Here is a 20,030-nt window from a genome sequence, read left to right on the forward strand (position 1 = left end):
CATCAGTCCGTGGGGTTCAGGCTGGTGCCCAGCGCCTGCCAGTCCAGGACCGGCGCCGCCAGCTTGCTGATGGTGGCCAGCAACCCCAGCCGGGCCGCCCGGAGCTCCGGGTCCTCGGCCATCACCAGGATCTCGTCGAAGAACGCGTTCACCGGCTCGACCAGCACCGTCGCGGACGCGACGAAGTCGGCCAGCGCGGTCGGCGCGGCGCCGATCTTCTGGACCGCCTCGTGCAGCACGACCTCGGCGGGCTCGGTGAGCTTGCCGGCGTCGTACTCCGCCGCGGTGCCTTCCGGCACGATCCGGCGGACCCGCTGGAGCACCGCGACCAGGTCGGCGAACTCGCTGTTGCCGACCAGGCCGTGCAGCGTCTCCAGGGTCTCGTCGGCGACCACCGGAGCAGTTGCCAACGGCAACACTGCGGCCACCTGCAGGTGGTCGTCGCCGCGATCGAGCAGCTGCTGCTCGTACCGCCGGACGGTGAAGTCGACCACCTCGTCGAGGGAGTCGGCCGGTACCTCGATGCCCTGCGCGCCGATCTCGTCCGCGGCCGCCTGCAGCCCGACCGGCAGCGTGATCGCCCGCAGCTCGGGGTGCTCGCGCAGGATCGCGACCACACCGGCCGCGGCGCGCCGGAGCGCGAACGGGTCGGAGCTTCCGGTCGGCTTCGCGCCGATCCCGAACAGGCCGGCCAGCAGGTCGAACCGGTCGGCGAGCGCGAGCAGCGCGCCCGGCGTCGTGGACGGCACCGGGTCGCCGGCCGACCGCGGCAGCTCCATGTCGAACAGGGCCTGCGCGACCGCCTCGGTCTCACCGGCGCGCCGGGCGTACTCGCGGGCCATCGTGCCGGCCAGGCTGGTCAGCTCGACCACCATCTGCGAGCCCAGGTCGAACTTCGCCAGCTCGGCCGCCCGCTGCAGCGTTGTCAGGTCGTCGCCGCCCAGCTCCACGACCTCGGCGAGCTTCGTGGCCACCCGCGCGATCCGGCCGGCGCGGTCGGCCATCGAGCCGAGCCGCTCCTCGAACGCGAGCTTGTCCAGCTCGTTCTTCATCGCGTCCAGCGGCGTGTCCAGGTCGGCCCGCCAGAAGAATGCGGCGTCCTCGTAGCGCGCCCGCAGGACCGCCTCGTTGCCGGCCCGCACCACGTCCTCGTCCACCGAACCGTTGGCCACGGCAACGAAGTGCGGCAGCAGCTTGCCGTCGGCGTCCCGGACCGGGAGGTAGCGCTGGTGCTTGCGCATCACGGTCGTGAGGATCTCGCCCGGCAGGTCCAGGTAGTCGGCCGCGAAGCCGCCGAGGATCGGCGTCGGCTCCTCGATCAGGTTGACGATCTGGTCGACCAGCGCGGCCTCGCCCTCGACGTCGACGGTGCCGCCGACGCTCTTGGCCAGTTCGGTCGCCGCGGCCACGACGGTCGAGCGGCGACGCGTCGGGTCGGCCTCGATGCCGTGGATCCGGAGCAGGTCCAGGTACCCCTCGGCGGACGCGATCTCGACCTTCGGCTGCGCGGCGGTCCGGTGCACCCGGGTCGTCCGTCCGGCCGCCAGGCTGGACACGGAGACCGGGACGATCTCGTCGCCGAGCAGCGCGACCAGCCAGCGGATCGGCCGGGTGAACGACAGCTTGGCGTCGTTCCACCGCATGTTCTTGTCGGAGCGCAGCCCGGCGACGATCTCGCTCAGGACGCCGCTCAGCACCTCGGCCGCACCGCGGCCCGGGTCCGGCTTGGTGACCGCGACGTACTCGACGCCGTCGACGTCCAGGTCGTGCAGCTCGCTCTCGTCGACCTTCTGACCGCGGGCGAACCCGGCGGCGGCCTTCGTGATGTTGCCGTCGGCGTCGTACGCGGCCGACTTCCGCGGACCGCGCACCACCCGCTCGGCGTCCGGCTCACCGGCCTGCACCTCGGCGACGAACGCCACCACCCGGCGCGGCGTCGCGTACGTCGTGATCTTCCCGTGGCCGAGCCGCGTCGCGGCCAGCTTCTCCTCCAGCGCGGCCTGCACCGCCGCGGCGGTCTTGGTGACCTCCGACGGCGGCATCTCCTCGGTGCCGATCTCGAACGTCAGCTGCCGGGTCCCGCTGATCTTCGGGAACTCGGTCGGCTCCGGCGCGGCCGGCGGGAGCTCGGCCAGACCCAGCGGGTGCTTCAGCTCCTCGCGGCGCTCCGCCCACAGCCGCGACACCTCGCGGGCCAGCGTGCGCATCCGGCCGAACGCCTTCGCGCGCTCCGTCGTACTGACCGCGCCGCGGGCGTCGAGGACGTTGAAGGTGTGCGAGCAGCGCAGCACCTGGATGTGCGCGGGCACCGGGAGCCGGTCGTCGATCATCCGGCGCGCCTCAGCTGCGTACTCCTCGAACAAACGCTTCTGTGACTCCACGTCCGCGTCGTCGAGGTAGTAGCGGCTCATCTCGTACTCCGCCTGGCCGAAGGCCTCGCCGTACGAGATGCCGGGCGCGTAGGCGATGTCCTTGAAGTGCGAGACGCCCTGCAGCGCCATCATGATCCGCTCGATGCCGTAGGTGATCTCCACCGACACCGGGTCCACCGTCATCCCGCCGGCCTGCTGGAAGTACGTGAACTGGGTGATCTCCAGGCCGTCCAGCCAGACCTCCCAGCCGAGACCCCAGGAGCCGGTCGCCGGGTTCGCCCAGTTGTCCTCGACGAACCGGACGTCGTGCGCGTCGATGTCGATACCGAGCGCGGTCAGGCTGTCCAGGAACAGCTCCTGCGGGTTGCCCGGGTCCGGCTTGAGCACCACCTGGAACTGGGTGTGCGTCTGCAGCCGGTTCGGGTTCTCGCCGTACCGGCTGTCGTCCGGCCGGACACTCGGCTCGACGTACGCCACCCGCCACGGCTCGGGACCGAGCACCCGCAGGATCGTCGCCGGGTTCAGCGTCCCGGCACCGACCTCGGTGTTGAACGGCTGCACGACCATGCAGCCACGGTCGGTCCAGTACTTCGTCAGCGCGAGCAGCGCGTCCTGCATGGTGAGCACAGCAAACCTCGAGCCGTCGTCGGGGGGATCTCGCAGCGAAGTCTATTAGGCGTGCGCGGGTGCCGGCTCCCGGATCTACTATCGGCGGGTGACGGTAACGGATGCGCAGGGGGCGGTCGACGCGGTCTGGCGGATCGAGTCGGCGCGGATCGTCGCGGGCGTCGCGCGGATCGTGCGGGACGTCGGGCTCGCGGAGGAGCTGGCGCAGGACGCCCTGGTGGCCGCGCTGGAGCAGTGGCCGGAGTCCGGCGTACCGAACAACCCGGGCGCCTGGCTGATGGCGATCGCCAAGCGGCGGGCGATCGACCTGATCCGGCGCAAGGAGACCTACCAGCGCAAGCTCGCCGAGATGGGCCACGAGCTGGAGATCGACGGCGGACAATACAGCGTCGAGGACAGCGTGGAAAGCAGGGTGGAAGCCATCCTCGAGGACCACATCGAGGACGACCTGCTCCGGCTGGTGTTCACCGCCTGCCACCCGGTGCTCACCATGGACGCACGGGTGACGCTGACGCTCAAACTGCTCGGCGGCCTGAAGACCGACGAGATCGCCCGGGCGTTCCTCTCCCCGGAGGCGACGATCGCGCAGCGCATCGTCCGCGCCAAGCGCAACCTGGCCAAGGCCGAGGTCCAGTTCGAGGTGCCGTCCGGACCGGACCTGCTGGACCGGCTCCAGTCCGTGCTCGAGGTCGTCTACCTGATCTACAACGAGGGCTACTCGGCGACGGCCGGCGACGACTGGATGCGGCCGGCGTTGTGCAACGAGGCGATGCGGCTCGGCCGGCTGCTCGTCGAGCTGATGCCGACCGAGCCCGAGGTCCTCGGGCTGCTCGCGCTGATGGAACTGCAGTCGTCGCGGGCGAACGCGCGCGTCGGCGCCGACGGCGAGCCGGTGCTGCTGCTCGACCAGGACCGCCGCCGCTGGGACCGGCTGCTGATCCGCCGGGGCCTCGAAGGAATCGACCGTGCCTGGGCCCTGGAGAAGCCGCCCGGCCCGTACCTGCTGCAGGCCGCGATCGCCGCCTGCCACGCCCGCGCGGCCGACCCCGAGGACACCGACTGGGCCCGCATCGCCGGCCTGTACGCCGTGCTCGCGCAGGTCACCCCGTCACCGGTCGTGGAGCTGAACCAGGCGGTCGCGATCTCGATGGCGTTCGGCCCGGAACAAGGCCTGCGGGCGGTCGACCTGCTCGCGGACGACCCGTCCCTGAAGGACTATCACCTGCTGCCGAGCGTCCGCGGGGACCTGCTGTTCAAACTCGGCCGGCTCGACGAGGCACGGGTCGAGTTCGAGAAGGCCGCCGCCCTGACCCGCAACGAACGCGAGCGGAAGCTCCTGCTCGAGCGGGCGGCGGCCTGCTTGCCGGCCGGCCAATAGCCGGGCGGCCCTATTTGGTTCGTCTTGCCATCCAGGCCCCGGCGCCGACGCACAGCGCCACCGCTCCGCCGATGGCCGCCGAGGCCCTCGGGTGGCGCCGGCCGAGCGCAGGCAACTCCATCAGCGCGCCGGGTACGTGTTTCATCCGCTCACCTATCTGACCGGCGACCGCAGCCGCCCGGTGCCCGACCCGACCGGCCGCGTCGGCCGCACGGTGCCCGGCGTTTCCGGCGGACTCCTTGACCCGATGCGGCACGTTCAGCCGACGGCTCAGTTCCTGCACGGTGTCGGCGAGGCTCGCTCGAGTCTGCTCGAGATCGACCCGGAGCGTCTCGGCTTCGGACATCGGCTCCCGATGCGTGGCGTTCTTCGTGGTCATGGCATCGCCTTTCCCTGCGGCTGGTGGCCCTTGAGTGCTTCCATGTCGTCGTGCATGCCGCCGACGGCACGCTGCGGAACGGGCGGAGTGGCACGAGAGATGTGACGCTTGCCGAGCAGGGCCGCGACGGCCGCGATCACGAACAGCGCACCGGCCACAATCAGGGCCGACAACCATGCGGGGACCGCGGTGGCGAGTCCGAGGACTGCCGCTGCGATCAGGACTCCGAGACCGTACAGCGCGACCGTGCCCGCCCCGCCGAACAGCCCGGCGCCGACGCCGGCCTCCTTGCCCTTGACCTTCAGTTCGGCTTTGGCCAGTTCCAGTTCGTCGCGGACGAGCCGACTGAGGTCGGTGGTCAGGTGACTCACCAACGCACCGACCGGCTCACTCTGGCCGTTCACCTTGGTCACTCCGGCCTCGCGCCGGACGACATCCGGGCGCGTCGTCATGGTTCCTCCCATCCTCGGCTGACCGCCCGGTACCCATCCGCACGGAGGCCACGCAGTGTGTCGGCTCGACCGGACCCTGTGAATCGTCGAGGCTTGCTGTGATCTGGATCACAGAGTGTCGAGTCGCCGGCCCAACGTTCGACGCACCAGACGAGGCCGGCCAAGCGGCCTCTCGAGACTGGAGGAAACATCATGGAGAAGGTCACTTCCGCGGACGGCACCGCCATTGCGTACGACCGGCTGGGTGACGGACCCGCGGTTGTTCTGGTGTGCGGCGGGTCGGTCGACCGGATGTCGAACGCGCCGCTGGCGGCGTTGCTGGCGCAGGACCACACCGTCTACAACTACGACCGGCGCGGCCGCGGCGACTCCGGCGACCGCGCGCAGTACCAGATCGAGCGCGAGTTCGAGGACCTGGACGCGATCTTCGCTGCCGCCGGTGGCACAGCCCACCTGTACGGCACGTCGTCGGGGGCCGCCCTCGCCCTGCTCGCCACGGCGGCCGGGCGCCCGGTGACCAAGCTCGCGCTCTGGGAGCCGCCGTACATCCTCGAAGGCACCCGGAAGATGCCGCCGGCCGATACCGCGTCGATCTACCGCGCGTTCGTCGCCGAGGGGCGCCGGGACAAGGCAGCCGAGTACTTCATGGCCGAGGTGGTCGGGCTGCCGGCCGAGTTCGTCGCAATGGCGAAGGAGTCGCCGTGGTGGCCGGCCCAGGAGGCGATCGCGCACACCCTCGCGTACGACGCGACCGTGATGGGCGACTACTCGATCCCGGCCGCGGCGTCGGCGGTGCAGGTGCCGACCCGGGTGTTCACCGGCGGCGCGTCGGAGGACTGGATGAAGCTCGGCAACGAAGCAGCCGTGGCTGCGATCCCCGGCGCCACCCACCGCGTGGTCCCCGACCAGCAGCACAATGTCGACCCCACCGCCCTGGCGCCGTTCCTCACGGAGTTCTTCGGATGAACGAGCCGAGTGAAGTCATCGTCAACCACAGCGCGGCTCGCCCACCGGCCGCGCCCCGAACGAAGCGAGCGCACCGATGAGCACTGTCGTTTCCAAGGACGGTACGGCGATCGCGTACGACCGGCGCGGCGACGGCCCGGCCCTGGTCCTCGTCGACGGCGCGCTCTGCTCCCGCGCGCAGGGTCCGATGCCCGAGCTCGCCGAGGCGCTGGCGAACCGGTTCACCGTCCACAACTACGACCGGCGCGGCCGCGGCGACTCCGGCGACGCCAACGACTACTCGGTCGAGCGCGAAATCGAGGATCTGGCCGCCGTGATCGAGGCGGCCGGCGGGTCGGCGTACGTCTACGGCTCGTCGTCCGGTGCGGCGCTGGCGCTGCGGGCGGCGGCGGCCGGGCTGCCGATCGAGAAGCTGGTCGCGTTCGAGCCGCCGTACGTCGTCGACGACAGCCGCAAGCAGATCCCGCGCAGCTGGGTGTCCGACCTCCAGGCCCTCGAGCCGAACGACGCGATCAGGTACTTCTTCACCAAGGGCATCGGGCTGCCCGGGATCTTCGTCACGATGATGAAGCTGATGCCGGCCTGGAAGCCGATGAAGGCGATCGCGCACACCCTGCCGTACGACGCCCAGGTGCTCGGCGGCAACTGCTTCGGCGACCCGATGGACGCCGCCCAGTGGGCCGGGACCGAGCAGCCGGTGCTGGTCGTGAACGGCGGCAAGAGCCCGACCTGGATGAAGAACTCGACCCGGGCGCTCGCGGCGGCGGTACCGGGGGCCGCGCACACCGAGGTACCGGGTCAGAACCACGTCATCAAGGCGGCGGCGATCGCCCCGGTGATCGCCGGGTTCTGTGCCTGACACGCGAAGGGCGTCCGGCTGCACGCCGGACGCCCTTCGTCGTACTGCGGGGTGTGTCAGGCGCCGGTGATCAGGGCGCCGGCGCCGGCGCGGGCCGCGTCGAAGCGAGCCTGGGCGTCGGCCCAGTTCACGACGTTCCACCACGCCTTGACGTAGTCGGGCTTCACGTTCTTGTACTGCAGGTAGAACGCGTGCTCCCACATGTCCAGCATCACCAGCGGGATCTGGCCGGCCGGCAGGTTGCCCTGCTGGTCGTACAGCTGGTGGACCAGGAGCTGCCCGGCCAGCGCGTCCCAGCCGAGGATGGCCCAGCCGGAGCCCTGGATGGTGGTCGCCGCCGCGGTGAAGTGGCCCTGGAAGGCGTCGAACGAACCGAACGCGTCGTCGAGCGCCGCACCCAGCTCGCCGTCCGGCTTGTCGCCACCGTCCGGAGACAGGTTCTTCCAGAAGATCGAGTGGTTGACGTGACCGCCGAGGTTGAAGGCGAGCGTCTTCTCCAGCCCGACGATCGCGCCGAAGTCACCCTTCTCGCGGGCCTCGGCCAGCTTGTCCAGGGTGTCGTTCAGACCCTTCACGTAGGTCGCGTGGTGCTTGTCGTGGTGCAGCTCCATGATCTCGCCGGCGATGCTCGGCGCGAGTGCGCCGTAGTCGTAAGGGAGGTCGGGAAGCGTGTACGTGGTCAACTCTGCTCCTTCGTCAGGGCCCCGCGCGAGGGCCGATATCTCCGATGTCCTGTCTCAGCGGCACCAGCTTGAAACTTCAACCACGGTTGAGGTCAAGTCGCCACGCGGACGAACGCGGCATCCCGACCGGTGCCCGATGCGACCGCCTGCACACCCCGGCGTACGCACCGAACACCCCCAGCTTCACATACTCTCCCCGACAACCCACGCGCGAGTCTCACCTCGACCGGCGGACGGCTTCCAGCAGGTCGCGCAGCGCCTTCGCGAACGCCTCCGGACGCTCCACGAAACCGGTGTGGTCACCGGGGAAACGGGTCGGCTCGACGCCCAGGCCGGCCGCCAGCGCGGTCGAGGTCCGGTCGCAGAGCTGACCGGTGGACTCCTCGCCGATCCCGACCACGACGTCGGCCGCGCAGAGCCGGTCGAAGTCCGGCAGCCAGCTGATCGACTCGCGCATCTCGTGGCCGAACCAGAACCACTCGGTCGCCAGCTGCTCGGGGTCGCGGTCGGCGCCGAACATCATCTCCACGACCTCATCGGGCAGCTGGATGTTCGCGACCGCGAAGAACTGCTTCCAGGCGCCGCTCACGTCCCCGGCGAGGTAGTCGGCCATCAGCTTCTCCGACTTCGCCAGCAGCTCGTCCGCGTCCGGCAGCAGCCGGTCCAGCGGCGGTTCGTGGGCGATCACGGTCCGGACCAGCTCCGGGTGGTCCTGCGCCAGCGCCAGCGCGCTGACCGCTCCCCCGCTGGAGCCGAGGACGACGGCGGGCCCGGCGTCGACGTGCCGGATCAGCCGGGCCAGGTCGTCGGCCCGCTGCTCGGGCCGCGACGTACCACCGGCCTCGAGCGTGCTCCGCTTCACGCCGCGCGGATCCGTCGTCAGCACGGTGTGGTCGGCCGCCAGCAGGTCGGCCAGCGGCGCGAACGCGTCCGCGTCCATGGGCGCGCCGACCAGGACCAGCAGCGGTCCTGATCCGCGCACCTCGTAGTACAGCTCTGCGTCGGAAACCTTCAGTGTGTTGTTCATGGCAGTGCCACGAACGGAACCGCGCCGAATGGACAGTCAGCTGGAGAAGACGTCCGCATCCGGTCCGAAGTCGGCTTCCTCGACGACCCTGCGGACCTCGACCTCCTGGCCGAGGGCCTCGGCCAGCCGGGCCGCCCACTCGATCGCCTCGTCGCGGTTGCGGACCTCGACGACGATCATCCCGCCGACCAGCTCCTTGGTCTCCGCGAACGGGCCGTCGGTCACCGTGCGCTTGCCGCCGTCGACACTGACCCGGGCGCCGAGCGAGCTGCGATGCACGCCCTCCGCGAACAGCAGCACGCCGGCCTTCGACAGGTCCTCGACGACCCCGCCGACCGCCTCGGCCACCTCCGGCGCCGGCAACTTCCCGGCCTCGCTGTCGGCGTCCGCCTTGTTGATGATCATGTAACGCATCGCTGCCGCTCCTCGTGGTTTCGGTTCATCACTTACTCTCACGTCGAGCAGACCCCCGCCGGATCGACACCCGGCACCGGGTGATTTCAGTTGGGCTGGTCGCCGGCCGGGTTGTAGGCGCAGGCGTCGGCCAGGTTCTGGGTCGGGCCCGGGGGTGCGGTGGTCGTCGGGGCGGCCGGCTTGCGGGTGGTGGGCGGCGCGGCCGGGGTGACCGGCGGGGTGGTCGTCGGCGGCGGGGTGGACTCGAGGGCGTTCTCGACGGTGTCGCGGAGGGCCTGGTAGTCGGGGTGCAGGTACTTCAGGCGGAGCTTCTCGGAGTCGAGGGTGACGTTCGAGACCGTCCCCGACTTCACCTTCAGGGCCAGCTGCACCATCGCGGGCAGCAACTCCTGCGGGATGTCGGTCCGCAGCAGGTGCTGGCCGGCGCGGGCGATCGCCTTGTACTTCGTGACGAGCGTCTGCGGATCGGCCGCGTCGACGATGCTCTTGATCACGCACCGCTGCCGGATCTGCCGCTGGTCGTCGTCGGCGCCGTACCGCCCCCGGGCGAACCACAGTGCGTGCCGTCCGTCGAGGTGCTGGCCGGGTCCGGGCTCGATCCACTCCTTCGGCGGGATGTGCGAGCTGCTGATGCCGCCCATCGCGACCCGCTCGTTGACGTTCACCCGGATCCCGCCGAGCGCGTCGACGATCTCCGGGAAGCTCTGCAGGTTGACCTGCAGGTAGTAGTCGAGCTTCAGCCCGATCGCCTCGCCCACCGACTGCTTCAGCACGTCCGCGCCCTCGTTGTCCGACGGCCCGAGGATGCCGGGGTGTGCGTCCGGCACGTTCTGGTACATCGCGGTCAGCATCCACTCCAGCCGGCCGTCCAGACTCAGCCCCTCCTTGCCGAAGCCCGCCGGGTAGTACTTGTACAGCGGCGAGTCCGGCGGGAACGGCATGAAGGTCAGATTCCGCGGTAGCGAGATCAGCGCCGTGTTCCCGGTCTTGGTGTCGATACTCGCGACGATCACAGTGTCGGTGCGCACACCCTCCCGGCTGGGCGCGTCGTCCCCGCCGAGCAGCAGCAGGTTCAGCCGCTGCTTGTTCTCCCACGGGTCCTTGGTGTTGACCGTCGACGGCCGGGTCGCGCTCTTGCTCTCGCCCTGCGCCTGGAAGACGTCCTGCACCAGCGTCCGCTGCGCCAGCACGCTCTGGACGCCGATCGCGGCCGGCGCGGCGATCGCGAAGCACAACAGCCCGACGAACAGCGCGCCGAAGGCCCGGCCGCCGGCCCCTCCCGTTGCCGGGCGCAACGACCGGTGCGACGCCACGACGACCACGATCCAGGCGAACGCCAGCGCGCCGATCGCCACCGACGTGATCAGCAGCCGGCTCGGTACGACGGTGGCCGCGAGCACCTCGTCACGCCGGGTCAAACCGACGTACACGCCGAGCCCGATCAGGCCGAGGAAGAGCGTGAGCACGAACGCACCGATCCGCCGCCGCCCGCCGATGATCAGCCCGAGTCCTGGAAGGAGCGCGCCCAACAGGGTGGATCCCAGCAAGTTCGGCATCGACCGCGGCCGCTTCGCCGTCGCGCGCGCAGTCCCCATCGGCACCCCTGTCTCCCCGTCGATCCCCCGCTATCAGTGTGCCCCGAAGGATGCACGCTGTACCTGTTCAGACGTGTTACAGGGTCAATCGGTTGTCAAACGGTCAGATGAGCGCCGTCGAACCCTTCGGTCTCGACGAGCGACCGGACCACGGCGGCGATCCGCTCCGGCGGCGTCCACCGGCTGGTGTCGGCACCCGGCATCGCGGCGCGGTTCGCGGGGGTGTCGATGGTGCCGGGCAGGATGGTGTTCACCCGGATGCCGTCACGCGCGTACTCCGCGTGCAGGGCGTCGGCGAACGCGATCACCCCGGCCTTGGCGGTGATGTACCCGGCCGCGCCGGAGAACGGGTGCTGCGCCGCCCGGCTCGACGTACAAACGATCGCTCCACCACCGGCCGCGACCAGGTGCGGCAGGACCCCCCGGGTGATCAGGTACGTCGGCCGCAGGTTGAGCCGCAGGATGCTCTCGAAGTCCTCGACCGGCGTCTCGTGCACCCGTGCGCCGGACGCGAACCCGCCGACGAGGTTGACCAGAGCGGTCAGCGGGGCGTTCTCGTCGGACGCGGCGAGCGCCACGACGTCCGCCGTACCGGCCGGGTCGAACGGGTCGGCGACGATCGGGTTCAGCGCCGGGTCGGTGCCGAGCCGGGCGAGCGACTCCTCGGACCGCCCGGGGACGACGACCCGCCACCCCGCGCGCAGGAACTCCGCGGTCACCGCCACGCCGAGCGCACCGGTGCCACCGGCAACCACCACTGTGTTGGTCATGGCGGCCAGCCTAATCAGGTCGCGGACGGGACGGGGCGGGGCTAGGTTGGGCGGTTGTGCGGATTCTGATGCTGGGCGGGAACGGGTTTGTCGGGCGCGCGATCGTGGACGACGCGCTGGCCCAGGGCCACGAGGTGACGTCGTTCAGTCGCGGGAAGAGCGGGGCGCCGCTGCCCGCCGGCGTGCCGCAACTGATCGGGGATCGCGAGGCCGGGGACTACGCGGCGCTGCGGACCGGTGAGTGGGACGCGGTGGTGGACACCAGCGGGTTCCGGACCCGGGACGTCGACCAGGCCATGGACGTGCTCGGCGACCGGGTCGGGCGGTACGTGTTCGTCTCGAGCCACGCGGTCTACGTCCGGGACCTGCCGGCCGGGACCGACGAGACCGCGCCGCGTCGCGAGCCGCTGCGCGACGCCGACGTGCTCACGAACGACACGTACGGCCCCTGCAAGGTCGCCTGTGAGGACGACGTCGTCGAGCAGTACGGCGATCGCGCCACGCTCGTCCGCCCCGGCCGGGTCACCGGGCCCGGCGACTCCTCCGGTACGGCGCTGTACTGGATCCGCCGCGGCGCCCGGGGCGGACGGATCGCCCTCCCGACCAGTCCCGAGGCCCCGCTGCAACTGGTCGACAGCCGCGACGTCGCCGGCCTGATCCTGCGTCTCGTCGCCGACAACCGCGCCGGCGCCTACAACGCCGTCGGCCCCGACTCCACCATCGCCGAACTGATCCACACCGCGGCCGAGCTCGCCGGCAGCACCGCCGACATCATGCCGATCCCGTTCGACGCCGTACCGCCGCGCTTCCCGCTGATGGACCCCGAAGCCGAGTGGGGCGAACGCCGCCGCGACCCCGCCAAGGCCCGCGCCGCCGGCATGCCCGTCACCCCCCTCCGCCAGACCGTCGCGGACGTCCTCCGCTGGGATCACGACCGCGGCGAACCCGACCTCAAGATCGGCCTGACGCCCGAAGAGGAACAGGAACTCCTCGCGCGGCACTAGACGTGCACGCTCGACAGGACATGTCCGGCCGCTGCCGCCAAGCCGCCGCCTGGGCACACCGCGAACCAGGCTCGACCGCCGGACACGTCCTGTCGACCTTGCACGCCTGCTCGGCCTACTCGGGCAGCGCGAGGGTTCGGCCTGCGTCGCGGGCGGCGTTGATGGAGCGGGTGAGGGTGTCCTTGAGGGCGGCTGCCTCGTCGGTGAAGCCTTGGACTACGGACGTGTCGCCTACGGGTTCGGTGCGGGCGAGGAGTTCGATGTAGCGGTCGCCGTCCTCCAGTGCCGCCTCGGCGCGCAGGGCGGCGTCGGCGGAGCGGACTCGGTCCGCGTACTGGTCCAGCAGGTCGACCTTGCGGGTGATCGCCTCAGCCGAGAGCGCGAGTGCCCTGCGCTGCGGGCCGAGGACGGCGTCGAGCTCAGCGGTCGCCATGCCGCGTGCGATGTCCGCCTGCCTGGCCCGCAGTACGGTCTGCTCGCGGAGCACCTGCGCGATGTCCCACAGCTGCTCCGGCAGGACCAGCTCGTTCTGCACCTCGTCGAGCAGACCGCGTCGGGTGACCGTTGCCTCGAGCACCGTTTTCACCGCGCGCTGCGCCCGGGTCAGCAGCCGCGCGGCCTGGTCGTCGAAGTCCTGCGGCAGCAGGTACTTCCGGTGCTGCAACCGGACCGCCTTGTGCCCGCGGTCCTCGACCGCCGTCTTCACCAGGATGCCGCCGGTCGCCAGCACCGCGACCCCCGCCAGCCCGACGGACCCCCACGCGGCAACGGACGCCGGCAGCGTGGCAGCCATGATGATCAGCGCCAGGATCCATCCCCCGACACACACCGCAAGCCACACCAGCAACGTCCCGAACGTGTTGCCGGGCGCCGCCGACCACGACGTCTGCCGCTTCGGCCGCGGCGCGTCGGCCGCCACGAACAACTCCGGCCGGCGCTCGTACAAGCGCCGTACGCCGACCGGCACACCCGGCGCGAACACAGGCTCCATCGCCACCTCCGGAGAAGACGTCAGCACTCAGCGTAGCCGCGCGGCGAGCCCATCGAGGAAGATCGCCAGGCCGAACTCGAACAACTGGTCCAGGTCGTAGTCGTAGTCGAAGCCGTCGGCCAGGAGTTCCTGAAACGCCGTCAGGTTTCCGGCCGCGATCATCGCCGCCAACTGGTCGCCCTGCCGGTCGGCCCACTCGTCCGCGGTCACGCCGGTGTCCTGCTCGGCCTGCGCCTCGGACTCCATCACCAGCGCGATCCCCCGCACGTACGCGAACAGGCTGATCGTCGCCGACAACGCCGCGCCCTTCCCGAACCCGCGTAACGCCCGCAGGACCGCATCCGTGTGCGGCAGCAGCCGCGGCACCAGCTGCGGCCGGCTCAGACTGATCGCGCTGGCGAGCCAGAGATGCCGCCGGTACGCCGCCCAGTGCACCCACGCCACCGCCGTCACCGCGTCTCGCCAGCTCCCGGAGACCTCTCGCAACGGAAACTCGCCGAGGGCCGCGTCGACCATCTGGACGACGAGCGCCTCCTTGCCCCCGACGTAGCGGTAGAGCGCCATCGTCGACACCCCGAGCTCGGTCGCGATCCGGCGCATCGACAACGCCGCGAGCCCCTCGGTGTCCGCGATCGCGATCCCCATCCGGACGATCTCGTCGCGGTCCAGTTCGGGCACGTCATCGGGACCGGCAGCGGTACGCCGGGAGCGCGGCGGCGGACCGACCACGGTCCCGACGCCGGGCGAGGCATGCACGAGACGGTCGGCCTGCAGCACCTGCAACGCCTTGGTCGCGGTCGCCATCGCCACTCCGAAGTCGCGGACCAATGCCCGCGTCGACGGCACCCGCTCGCCCGGCCGGAGCTCCCCGGCCTCGATCCGCCGCCGCAGCTCGGCGGCGATCACCTGGTACGGCGCTTCGCTCATCACCCCTCCTAGTGCACGTACATCGTACGCGCACTATGCCAGCGTCCGCCGTACTGTGCGGTGCCGCGATCCCGACGCTCGTTCTGTTGCCGTCCGCAAGCATTTGGCTGTTGTCCGGGGTCGCTGCCGGCACCGCGGTCCTGACGTTCGGGCTCGTGTACCTGGTGATCCTCGCGGACAGCCTCGGTCGCCGGTGCTCGCCCCGGCGCAGATCTCGGCCGGCCTGCTGACCGCGCTGATCGGGGCGCCGTATTTCGTCCATCTGCTGTGGCGAACGCGGGTGCCCACGCGCTGATCGTCGTGTCAAGATGGGCCGCATGCTGCGCGAACTGCACCTCACCGGCAACCCGGACGCCGACAAGTTGCTCAACGACGACCCGTTCGCCTTGCTGGTCGGCATGCTCCTCGACCAGCAGTACCCGATGGAGCACGCGTTCTCCGGCCCGCTGAAGATCGCGAACCGGATGGACGGTTTCGACCTGCACAAGATCGCCGCGACCGACCTGGAGACGTTCGTCGAGCTCTGCGTCACCCCGCCGGCGATCCACCGGTACGGCGGCTCGATGGCCCGCCGGGTGCACGCGCTCGCGCAGGAGATCATCGCGAAGTACGACGGCGACGCCGCCAACATCTGGCTGGCCGGCCGCCCGAAACCGGACGGCGCCGAGGTGCTGAAGCGGCTCAGGGCGCTACCGGGGTTCGGGGAGCAGAAGGCGAAGATCTTCCTCGCCCTGCTCGGCAAGCAGCGCGGTGTCACGCCGAAGGGCTGGCGCGAGGCGGCCGGCAACTACGGCGACCGCGGCTCGCGGCGCTCGATCGCCGACGTCACGGACGCCGCGTCCCTGGGCGAGGTGCGCAACTTCAAGAAGGCGGCGAAGGCGGCCGCCAAGGCCTGATCCACGAGACACCGGCGCCCGATCTGTAGCAGCCGGGCGCGGGTTGTCCCTTGTACTCCACGAGATTCCCTGCGAAGTCCGGCGTACCGCTCTATGCTCGCTAGGGCACGGGAGGAGCGCGGATGGACATCCGGGATCTGGATCGCAGGGCCGGTGCGGTGCTCGGGGAAGTCGTGATGCAGGTCCGGCCTGAGCACCTGTGGTTTCCCACCCCGTGCCCGGACTGGACCGTCCGCGGCCTGATGCGCCACCTGGTCAGCCAGAACGAGGGCCTGGCCGCCGCCGCGCTGAACGGCACCGCCTCCGTCCACACCTGGAACAGCGGCCGCCTCGGCGACAACCCGGCCGGCGCCTACCGCCGCTCGAACGTGCGGGTCGCGGACGCATTCGCCGACGGCGGTGCGCTGGACCGGCTGGTGGAGGTCCGCGAGTTCGGCTCGTTCCCGCGCCGGATCGCGCTGACCTTCCACCAGCTCGACTGCGTCGTGCACGCCTGGGACCTGGCCCGCGCGATCGACGTCCCGTACAACCCGCCGCCGGACATGGTCGAGCAGGCGCTCCAGCTGGCCCGCCGGATCCCCGACACCGACGCGAACCGCGGCGCCGGCTACGCGTTCGAACGCAGCGTCAAGGTCTCCGGCACGGCTCCCGAATTCGACCAGCTACTCGGCCTCCTCGGCCGCAACCCGGAGTGGGTCTCCCCGCTGGACTGAGTAGTCCGGCAGGTCGATCGCGTCCGGCTTCGCGATCGCTGCCTTCGCCAGCGTCCCGGCCATCAGCCGCGACGTCATGACGCGCAGCACGAGATCCCGGTACGCGATCCCGAACCTGCTCATCGGCATCGCCATCTTGATCCCGCCCGGCGGCAGCTCCATCCGCTGCTCGACGTACGCCCACATCCGGCGCTGGTACGCCGGGAACGCCCGCGCGTGATCGCCGTCCGCGGCGGCCAGCTCGCCCGCGAGGACGTACGCACCGACGAGCGACAGCGCCGTACCGTGGCCGGCCATCGGGGAACCGCAGTACCCGGCGTCACCGACCAGAGCGACCCGCCCGCGGGACCACTCCGGTACGACGACCCGGCTGGTCGAGTCGAGATAGAAGTCGTCGGCCGCGGCCAGCTGGTTCAGGATGTGCGGGGCATGCCAGCCGAGCCCCTCGAACCGCGACCGCACCAGCTGCTTCTGCGCCTCGACGTCCCGGCGGTCGTAGCTGAGCACCGGCGACCGGAAGCTCAACAGCGCCTTCGCGAACCGCGGATCCCGATCCGGCCGCAGGCCGACCCAGCGCCCGCCCGGCGCGGTGTAGAGCTTCATCCAGTGCTTCAGGTCCTCCGGCGCCTCGACCGTGAAGTACGACGTGTAGCCGCCGAGGTGGTGCACGAACTCCTCCTCCGGCCCGAACGCGAGCCGCCGGACCCGGGAGTGCACCCCGTCCGCGCCGAGCACCAGATCGAACCGCCGCCGGGTCCCGCTCGCGAACGTGACGTCGACGCCGCTCGAGTCCTGCGTCAGCTCGGTGACCGAGTCGCCGTACAGGTACTCCACCTCGTGCGTCGCGTCGGCCAGGATCCCGGCCAGGTCGCCCCGCAGGATCTCGATCTCGGCGACCGGCCCCGCGCCGTCGAGGAGCTCCGCGGGCATCGCGGCGGACTGCCGCCCGTCGGCCCGCACGTACGCGAGCCCGCGCTCGTGCAGCTGCCGTTCGGCGACCGCCGGCATCAGCCCCATCCGCTCGGCGACCACCCGCGACACCCCGCGTAGGTCCACGGTCTGCCCGCCCGGCCGCGGCCCCGGCGCGATCTCGACCACCGTCGGCGCAAACCCGAACCGCCGCAACCAGAACGCCACCGCCGGCCCCGCGATCCCGCCACCGGAAATCAGCACAGTCTTCATCTCGTAACCCCTTAGCTAGTGCGCGTACGCCGTACACGGTGCACTAGGTTGGCGAGTCGGCGCCAGCGCGCACTAGTACACCGGCCGTGGCGCACCAGATCCGCCCGGCGGGGGGCGGACCGCCACCACTCACCAAGTGCGGCCGACCGGCCGTGCACGCCCGACGCTGAGCGTGCGACCGCTACGGCGGGCTTGGTTGGTGAGTGACCCAGGTCCGCCTCAGAGTGAGAGGGCCAGCCGGGTCGCCTGCTCGATCGCCCGCTTGGCGTCCAGTTCGACGGCTACGTCGGCGCCGCCGATCAGGTGGACCGGGCGGCCGGATTCCTGCAGCGCCTCGGCCAGGTCACGGACCGGTTCCTGGCCGGCGCAGACGACGATCGTGTCGACCGCCAGGACACGGGCCTTCTCGCGCTTCGGGCCGAACGTGATGTGCAGGCCCTCGTCGTCGATCCGCTCGTAGTTGACGCCCCGCAACTGCTCGACCTGCTTGTTCTTCAGCGCGGCCCGATGGACCCAGCCGGTCGTCTTGCCGAGCCCGGCGCCGATCTTCCCGGCCTTGCGCTGCAGCAGATACACCGTGCGCGGCGACGGTTCCGGCCGCGGTACGGCGAGCGCGCCCGGCAGTTGGGTCGGATCGCCGACGCCCCATTCCGCCTTCCAGGCTTCGAGATCGGGCGACGTACCGGTCAGGAACTCACTGACGTCGACACCGATCCCGCCGGCCCCGATCACCGCGACCGAGTCCCCAACCAGCTTGCCGTCACGGACCACCTCGACATACGAGAGCACCTTGGGGTGGTCGATGCCGGGGATCGCCGGCACCCGCGGTACGACGCCGGTCGCGAGCACGATCTCGTCGAAACCGGTCAGGTCGTCGACGCCGGCCCGGCGGCCGAGGTGCACCTTGACGCCGGTCAGGTCGAGCTGCCGCCGGTAGTACCGGATCGTCTCGGCGAACTCCTCCTTGCCCGGGATCCGGCGCGCGATCCCGAACTGCCCGCCGAGCTCGGCGTCCGCCTCGAACAGCTCGACCCGGTGCCCGCGCCCGGCCGCCGTCACCGCCGCCGCCAGCCCGGCCGGCCCGGCCCCAACCACCGCGATGCTCTTCGTCCGCCGGGTCGGCAGCAGCCGCAGCTCGGTCTCGCGGGCCGCGCGCGGGTTGACCATGCAGCTCGCCTTCTTCTTCGCGAACACGTGGTCGAGGCACGCCTGGTTGCAGGCGATGCAGACGTTGATCTCGTCGGCCCGATCGGTCGTTGCCTTCAGCACCCACTCCGGGTCGGCCAGGAACGGCCTGGCCATGCTGATCAGATCGGCGTCGCCGCGGGCCAGCACCTCCTCGGCGACCTGCGGCAGGTTGATCCGGTTCGACGTGACCACAGGGATCTGCACGTGCGGCTTGAACGCGGCGGTCACGCTGGTGAACGCGGCCCGCGGCACCGACGTGACGATGGTCGGGACCCGCGCCTCGTGCCAGCCGATCCCGGTGTTGATGATCGACGCCCCGGCCGCCTCGATCTCGCGGCCGAGCGTGACCACGTCGTCCCAGGTCTGCCCGCCCTCGACCAGGTCGGCCATCGACAACCGGTAGATGATCAGGAAGTCGTCGCCGACCCGCTCCCGCGTCCGCCGGACGATCTCGACCGCGAGCCGGCGGCGGTTCTCCGGGCTGCCGCCCCAGCGGTCGGTCCGCCGGTTCGTCCGCTCGGACAGGAACTGGTTGATGAAGTAGCCCTCCGAGCCCATGATCTCGACGCCGTCGTACCCGGCGTCGCGGGCGAGCGCCGCGCAGTCGACGTACGCCTGGATCTGCTTCCGGACGCCGCGATCGGACAGCGCGCGCGGCCGGAACGGGTTGATCGGCGCCTTCAGGGCGGACGCGGACACGCTGAACGGGTGGTACGAGTACCGGCCGGCGTGCAGGATCTGCAACGCGATCCGGCCGCCCGCTTCGTGCACGGCGCCGGTCAGCAGCCGGTGCCTGCGCGCCTGCCGCTTGGTCATCAGCGTGGACCCGAACGGCGTGAGCCAGCCGGTCCGGTTCGGCGCGTAGCCGCCGGTGACCATCAGCCCGACGCCGCCGCGGGCACGCTCGGCGAAGTACGCGGCGAGCTTGGGCAAGTCGCTCAACCGGTCCTCGAGGCCGGTGTGCATCGACCCCATGATCACCCGGTTCGGCAGTACCACATGGCCGAGGTCGAGCGGCTCCAGCAGCTTCGGGTACGAACTCATCGGCTGTCCTTCCGGAGGGCGTCGATCACCTCGTCGCACCAGGCGACGAAGGACTCCTCGGCGCGGATCCCGCCGCGCAGTACGAGGTACTGATGCAGGTCGCGGCCGTGCAGCGTGGCCGGCTTCGGGAAGTCGCGTTTCTGGATCCCGCGGTACACCTCGCGCCGGGTCGCATGCTCGGCCCGGTGCCGCTCGATCTCTTTCAGCACCACGTCGACCGAACCCAGCGAGGCGCCGCGCAGTTTCACGCCGAGCCCGTCCCGCAGGACGGCCGGGTCCTCCGGCTCGGCCAGCCAGCGCGACAACTCCGCACGCCCGGCCGCCGCGACCCGGTAGACCTTCTTGTCCGGGCGGCCGTCTTGCGCGATCTCGGTGTGTTTCACCCAGCCGGCCTCGTCCATCCGCCGCAGCACCCGGTAGATCTGCTGGTGCGTGGCCGGCCAGAAGTACCCGATCGACCGGTCGAACCGCCGGGCCAACTCGTACCCGGACCCGGCCCGCTCGGTCAGCGAAACCAGAATCGCGTGCTCCAGCGCCATTCCCGGAGCGTACCTATGCAACTC

At 71.0% G+C, this 20,030-nt stretch carries 19 protein-coding genes; 6 read left to right on the forward strand and 13 right to left on the reverse strand.

The features are described 5' to 3' along the window. Nucleotides 1-2: 2 nt before the first annotated feature. On the reverse strand, nt 3-2,990 hold the full coding sequence (locus ACWEOO_RS30715) for a glycine--tRNA ligase (protein ID WP_452146038.1): 2,988 nt from the start codon (nt 2,988-2,990) through the stop codon (nt 3-5). Between the two features lie 97 nt (nt 2,991-3,087). Here ACWEOO_RS30715 and ACWEOO_RS30720 point away from each other — a divergent pair, with 97 nt between their 5' ends. Beyond that, entirely contained in the window at nt 3,088-4,377 is a 1,290-nt protein-coding gene (locus tag ACWEOO_RS30720) for an RNA polymerase sigma factor (RefSeq protein WP_452146015.1), read from the forward strand. A 10-nt stretch (nt 4,378-4,387) separates the two neighbouring features. Here the strand turns inward: ACWEOO_RS30720 and ACWEOO_RS30725 are convergent, their stop codons facing one another. Together ACWEOO_RS30725 and ACWEOO_RS30730 are read right to left on the reverse strand one after the other, a co-directional pair. After that, entirely contained in the window at nt 4,388-4,756 is a 369-nt protein-coding gene (locus tag ACWEOO_RS30725) for a DUF3618 domain-containing protein (RefSeq protein WP_452146016.1), read from the reverse strand. After that, complete coding sequence (locus tag ACWEOO_RS30730) at nt 4,753-5,208, reverse strand: phage holin family protein (protein ID WP_359927121.1); 456 nt, start codon at nt 5,206-5,208, stop codon at nt 4,753-4,755. Before ACWEOO_RS30730 ends, ACWEOO_RS30725 begins: the two co-directional genes overlap by 4 nt. Before the next feature lie 192 nt (nt 5,209-5,400). Here ACWEOO_RS30730 and ACWEOO_RS30735 point away from each other — a divergent pair, with 192 nt between their 5' ends. After that, entirely contained in the window at nt 5,401-6,174 is a 774-nt protein-coding gene (locus ACWEOO_RS30735; RefSeq protein ID WP_452146017.1) for an alpha/beta fold hydrolase, read from the forward strand. 76 nt (nt 6,175-6,250) lie between these two features. Continuing rightward, the gene (locus ACWEOO_RS30740) at nt 6,251-7,033 is read left to right on the forward strand and encodes an alpha/beta fold hydrolase (RefSeq protein WP_452146018.1); all 783 of its coding nucleotides are present in this window, start codon (nt 6,251-6,253) and stop codon (nt 7,031-7,033) included. A 56-nt stretch (nt 7,034-7,089) separates the two neighbouring features. Here ACWEOO_RS30740 and ACWEOO_RS30745 read toward each other — a convergent pair whose 3' ends face one another. The 5 genes from ACWEOO_RS30745 to ACWEOO_RS30765 form a co-directional block, all read right to left on the reverse strand. Beyond that, entirely contained in the window at nt 7,090-7,716 is a 627-nt protein-coding gene (locus ACWEOO_RS30745; RefSeq protein ID WP_359927129.1) for a superoxide dismutase, read from the reverse strand. Nucleotides 7,717-7,933: 217 nt separating this feature from the next. Further along, nucleotides 7,934-8,743 (reverse strand): alpha/beta fold hydrolase, encoded by an 810-nt coding sequence (locus ACWEOO_RS30750; protein WP_452146019.1) that lies wholly within the window; start codon nt 8,741-8,743, stop codon nt 7,934-7,936. 36 nt (nt 8,744-8,779) lie between these two features. Continuing rightward, on the reverse strand, nt 8,780-9,157 hold the full coding sequence (locus ACWEOO_RS30755) for a YciI family protein (protein WP_363717915.1): 378 nt from the start codon (nt 9,155-9,157) through the stop codon (nt 8,780-8,782). A gap of 86 nt (nt 9,158-9,243) precedes the next feature. Next, complete coding sequence (locus tag ACWEOO_RS30760; protein WP_452146020.1) at nt 9,244-10,752, reverse strand: LCP family protein; 1,509 nt, start codon at nt 10,750-10,752, stop codon at nt 9,244-9,246. Between the two features lie 95 nt (nt 10,753-10,847). Then, nucleotides 10,848-11,522, reverse strand: coding sequence for an SDR family NAD(P)-dependent oxidoreductase (locus ACWEOO_RS30765; protein ID WP_359927137.1), 675 nt, complete (start codon nt 11,520-11,522; stop codon nt 10,848-10,850). Between the two features lie 56 nt (nt 11,523-11,578). Between ACWEOO_RS30765 and ACWEOO_RS30770 the strand changes: the two genes are divergently transcribed. Further along, nucleotides 11,579-12,526 carry an NAD-dependent epimerase/dehydratase family protein gene (locus ACWEOO_RS30770; RefSeq protein WP_452146021.1) on the forward strand — a complete coding sequence of 316 codons (948 nt, stop codon included), beginning with the start codon at nt 11,579-11,581 and terminating at the stop codon, nt 12,524-12,526. A 115-nt stretch (nt 12,527-12,641) separates the two neighbouring features. Here ACWEOO_RS30770 and ACWEOO_RS30775 read toward each other — a convergent pair whose 3' ends face one another. Then, nucleotides 12,642-13,517, reverse strand: a complete 876-nt coding sequence (locus tag ACWEOO_RS30775; protein WP_452146022.1) for a hypothetical protein — start codon at nt 13,515-13,517, stop codon at nt 12,642-12,644. Nucleotides 13,518-13,544: 27 nt separating this feature from the next. Next, nucleotides 13,545-14,444, reverse strand: coding sequence for a GntR family transcriptional regulator (locus ACWEOO_RS30780; RefSeq protein WP_452146023.1), 900 nt, complete (start codon nt 14,442-14,444; stop codon nt 13,545-13,547). Between the two features lie 317 nt (nt 14,445-14,761). Between ACWEOO_RS30780 and ACWEOO_RS30785 the strand changes: the two genes are divergently transcribed. Both ACWEOO_RS30785 and ACWEOO_RS30790 read left to right on the forward strand, forming a co-directional pair. Further along, nucleotides 14,762-15,340 carry an HhH-GPD-type base excision DNA repair protein gene (locus ACWEOO_RS30785; RefSeq protein WP_359927147.1) on the forward strand — a complete coding sequence of 193 codons (579 nt, stop codon included), beginning with the start codon at nt 14,762-14,764 and terminating at the stop codon, nt 15,338-15,340. 122 nt (nt 15,341-15,462) lie between these two features. Further along, a complete protein-coding gene (locus tag ACWEOO_RS30790) occupies nt 15,463-16,053 on the forward strand; it encodes a TIGR03086 family metal-binding protein (protein WP_452146024.1) in 591 nt (196 codons plus the stop codon). On the opposite strand, the gene ACWEOO_RS30795 is transcribed toward ACWEOO_RS30790, so the two are convergent. The 3 genes from ACWEOO_RS30795 to ACWEOO_RS30805 all read right to left on the reverse strand — a co-directional run bounded on the left by ACWEOO_RS30795 (nt 16,003) and on the right by ACWEOO_RS30805 (nt 20,006). Then, a complete protein-coding gene (locus ACWEOO_RS30795) occupies nt 16,003-17,235 on the reverse strand; it encodes an FAD-dependent monooxygenase (RefSeq protein ID WP_452146025.1) in 1,233 nt (410 codons plus the stop codon). The genes ACWEOO_RS30790 and ACWEOO_RS30795 overlap by 51 nt on opposite strands. 219 nt (nt 17,236-17,454) lie before the next feature. Beyond that, nucleotides 17,455-19,467 (reverse strand): oxidoreductase, encoded by a 2,013-nt coding sequence (locus ACWEOO_RS30800; RefSeq protein WP_452146026.1) that lies wholly within the window; start codon nt 19,465-19,467, stop codon nt 17,455-17,457. After that, entirely contained in the window at nt 19,464-20,006 is a 543-nt protein-coding gene (locus ACWEOO_RS30805; RefSeq protein ID WP_359927156.1) for a PadR family transcriptional regulator, read from the reverse strand. The genes ACWEOO_RS30800 and ACWEOO_RS30805 overlap by 4 nt, the downstream gene beginning before the upstream one ends. Nucleotides 20,007-20,030 lie beyond the last annotated feature (24 nt).

The sequence above is a fragment of the Kribbella sp. NPDC004138 genome, from assembly GCF_053603655.1.

Bases quoted from the DNA above. Each gene is read 5' to 3' on its own strand.
- ACWEOO_RS30715 (WP_452146038.1), bottom strand. From the start codon at position 2,990: ATGCAGGACGCGCTGCTCGCGCTGACGAAGTACTGGACCGACCGTGGC.
- ACWEOO_RS30725 (WP_452146016.1), bottom strand. From the start codon at position 4,756: ATGACCACGAAGAACGCCACGCATCGGGAGCCGATGTCCGAAGCCGAG.
- ACWEOO_RS30730 (WP_359927121.1), bottom strand. From the start codon at position 5,208: ATGACGACGCGCCCGGATGTCGTCCGGCGCGAGGCCGGAGTGACCAAG.
- ACWEOO_RS30735 (WP_452146017.1), top strand. From the start codon at position 5,401: ATGGAGAAGGTCACTTCCGCGGACGGCACCGCCATTGCGTACGACCGG.
- ACWEOO_RS30740 (WP_452146018.1), top strand. From the start codon at position 6,251: ATGAGCACTGTCGTTTCCAAGGACGGTACGGCGATCGCGTACGACCGG.
- ACWEOO_RS30750 (WP_452146019.1), bottom strand. From the start codon at position 8,743: ATGAACAACACACTGAAGGTTTCCGACGCAGAGCTGTACTACGAGGTG.
- ACWEOO_RS30755 (WP_363717915.1), bottom strand. From the start codon at position 9,157: ATGCGTTACATGATCATCAACAAGGCGGACGCCGACAGCGAGGCCGGG.
- ACWEOO_RS30760 (WP_452146020.1), bottom strand. From the start codon at position 10,752: ATGGGGACTGCGCGCGCGACGGCGAAGCGGCCGCGGTCGATGCCGAAC.
- ACWEOO_RS30765 (WP_359927137.1), bottom strand. From the start codon at position 11,522: ATGACCAACACAGTGGTGGTTGCCGGTGGCACCGGTGCGCTCGGCGTG.
- ACWEOO_RS30775 (WP_452146022.1), bottom strand. From the start codon at position 13,517: ATGGAGCCTGTGTTCGCGCCGGGTGTGCCGGTCGGCGTACGGCGCTTG.
- ACWEOO_RS30780 (WP_452146023.1), bottom strand. From the start codon at position 14,444: ATGAGCGAAGCGCCGTACCAGGTGATCGCCGCCGAGCTGCGGCGGCGG.
- ACWEOO_RS30785 (WP_359927147.1), top strand. From the start codon at position 14,762: ATGCTGCGCGAACTGCACCTCACCGGCAACCCGGACGCCGACAAGTTG.
- ACWEOO_RS30790 (WP_452146024.1), top strand. From the start codon at position 15,463: ATGGACATCCGGGATCTGGATCGCAGGGCCGGTGCGGTGCTCGGGGAA.
- ACWEOO_RS30795 (WP_452146025.1), bottom strand. From the start codon at position 17,235: ATGAAGACTGTGCTGATTTCCGGTGGCGGGATCGCGGGGCCGGCGGTG.
- ACWEOO_RS30800 (WP_452146026.1), bottom strand. From the start codon at position 19,467: ATGAGTTCGTACCCGAAGCTGCTGGAGCCGCTCGACCTCGGCCATGTG.
- ACWEOO_RS30805 (WP_359927156.1), bottom strand. From the start codon at position 20,006: ATGGCGCTGGAGCACGCGATTCTGGTTTCGCTGACCGAGCGGGCCGGG.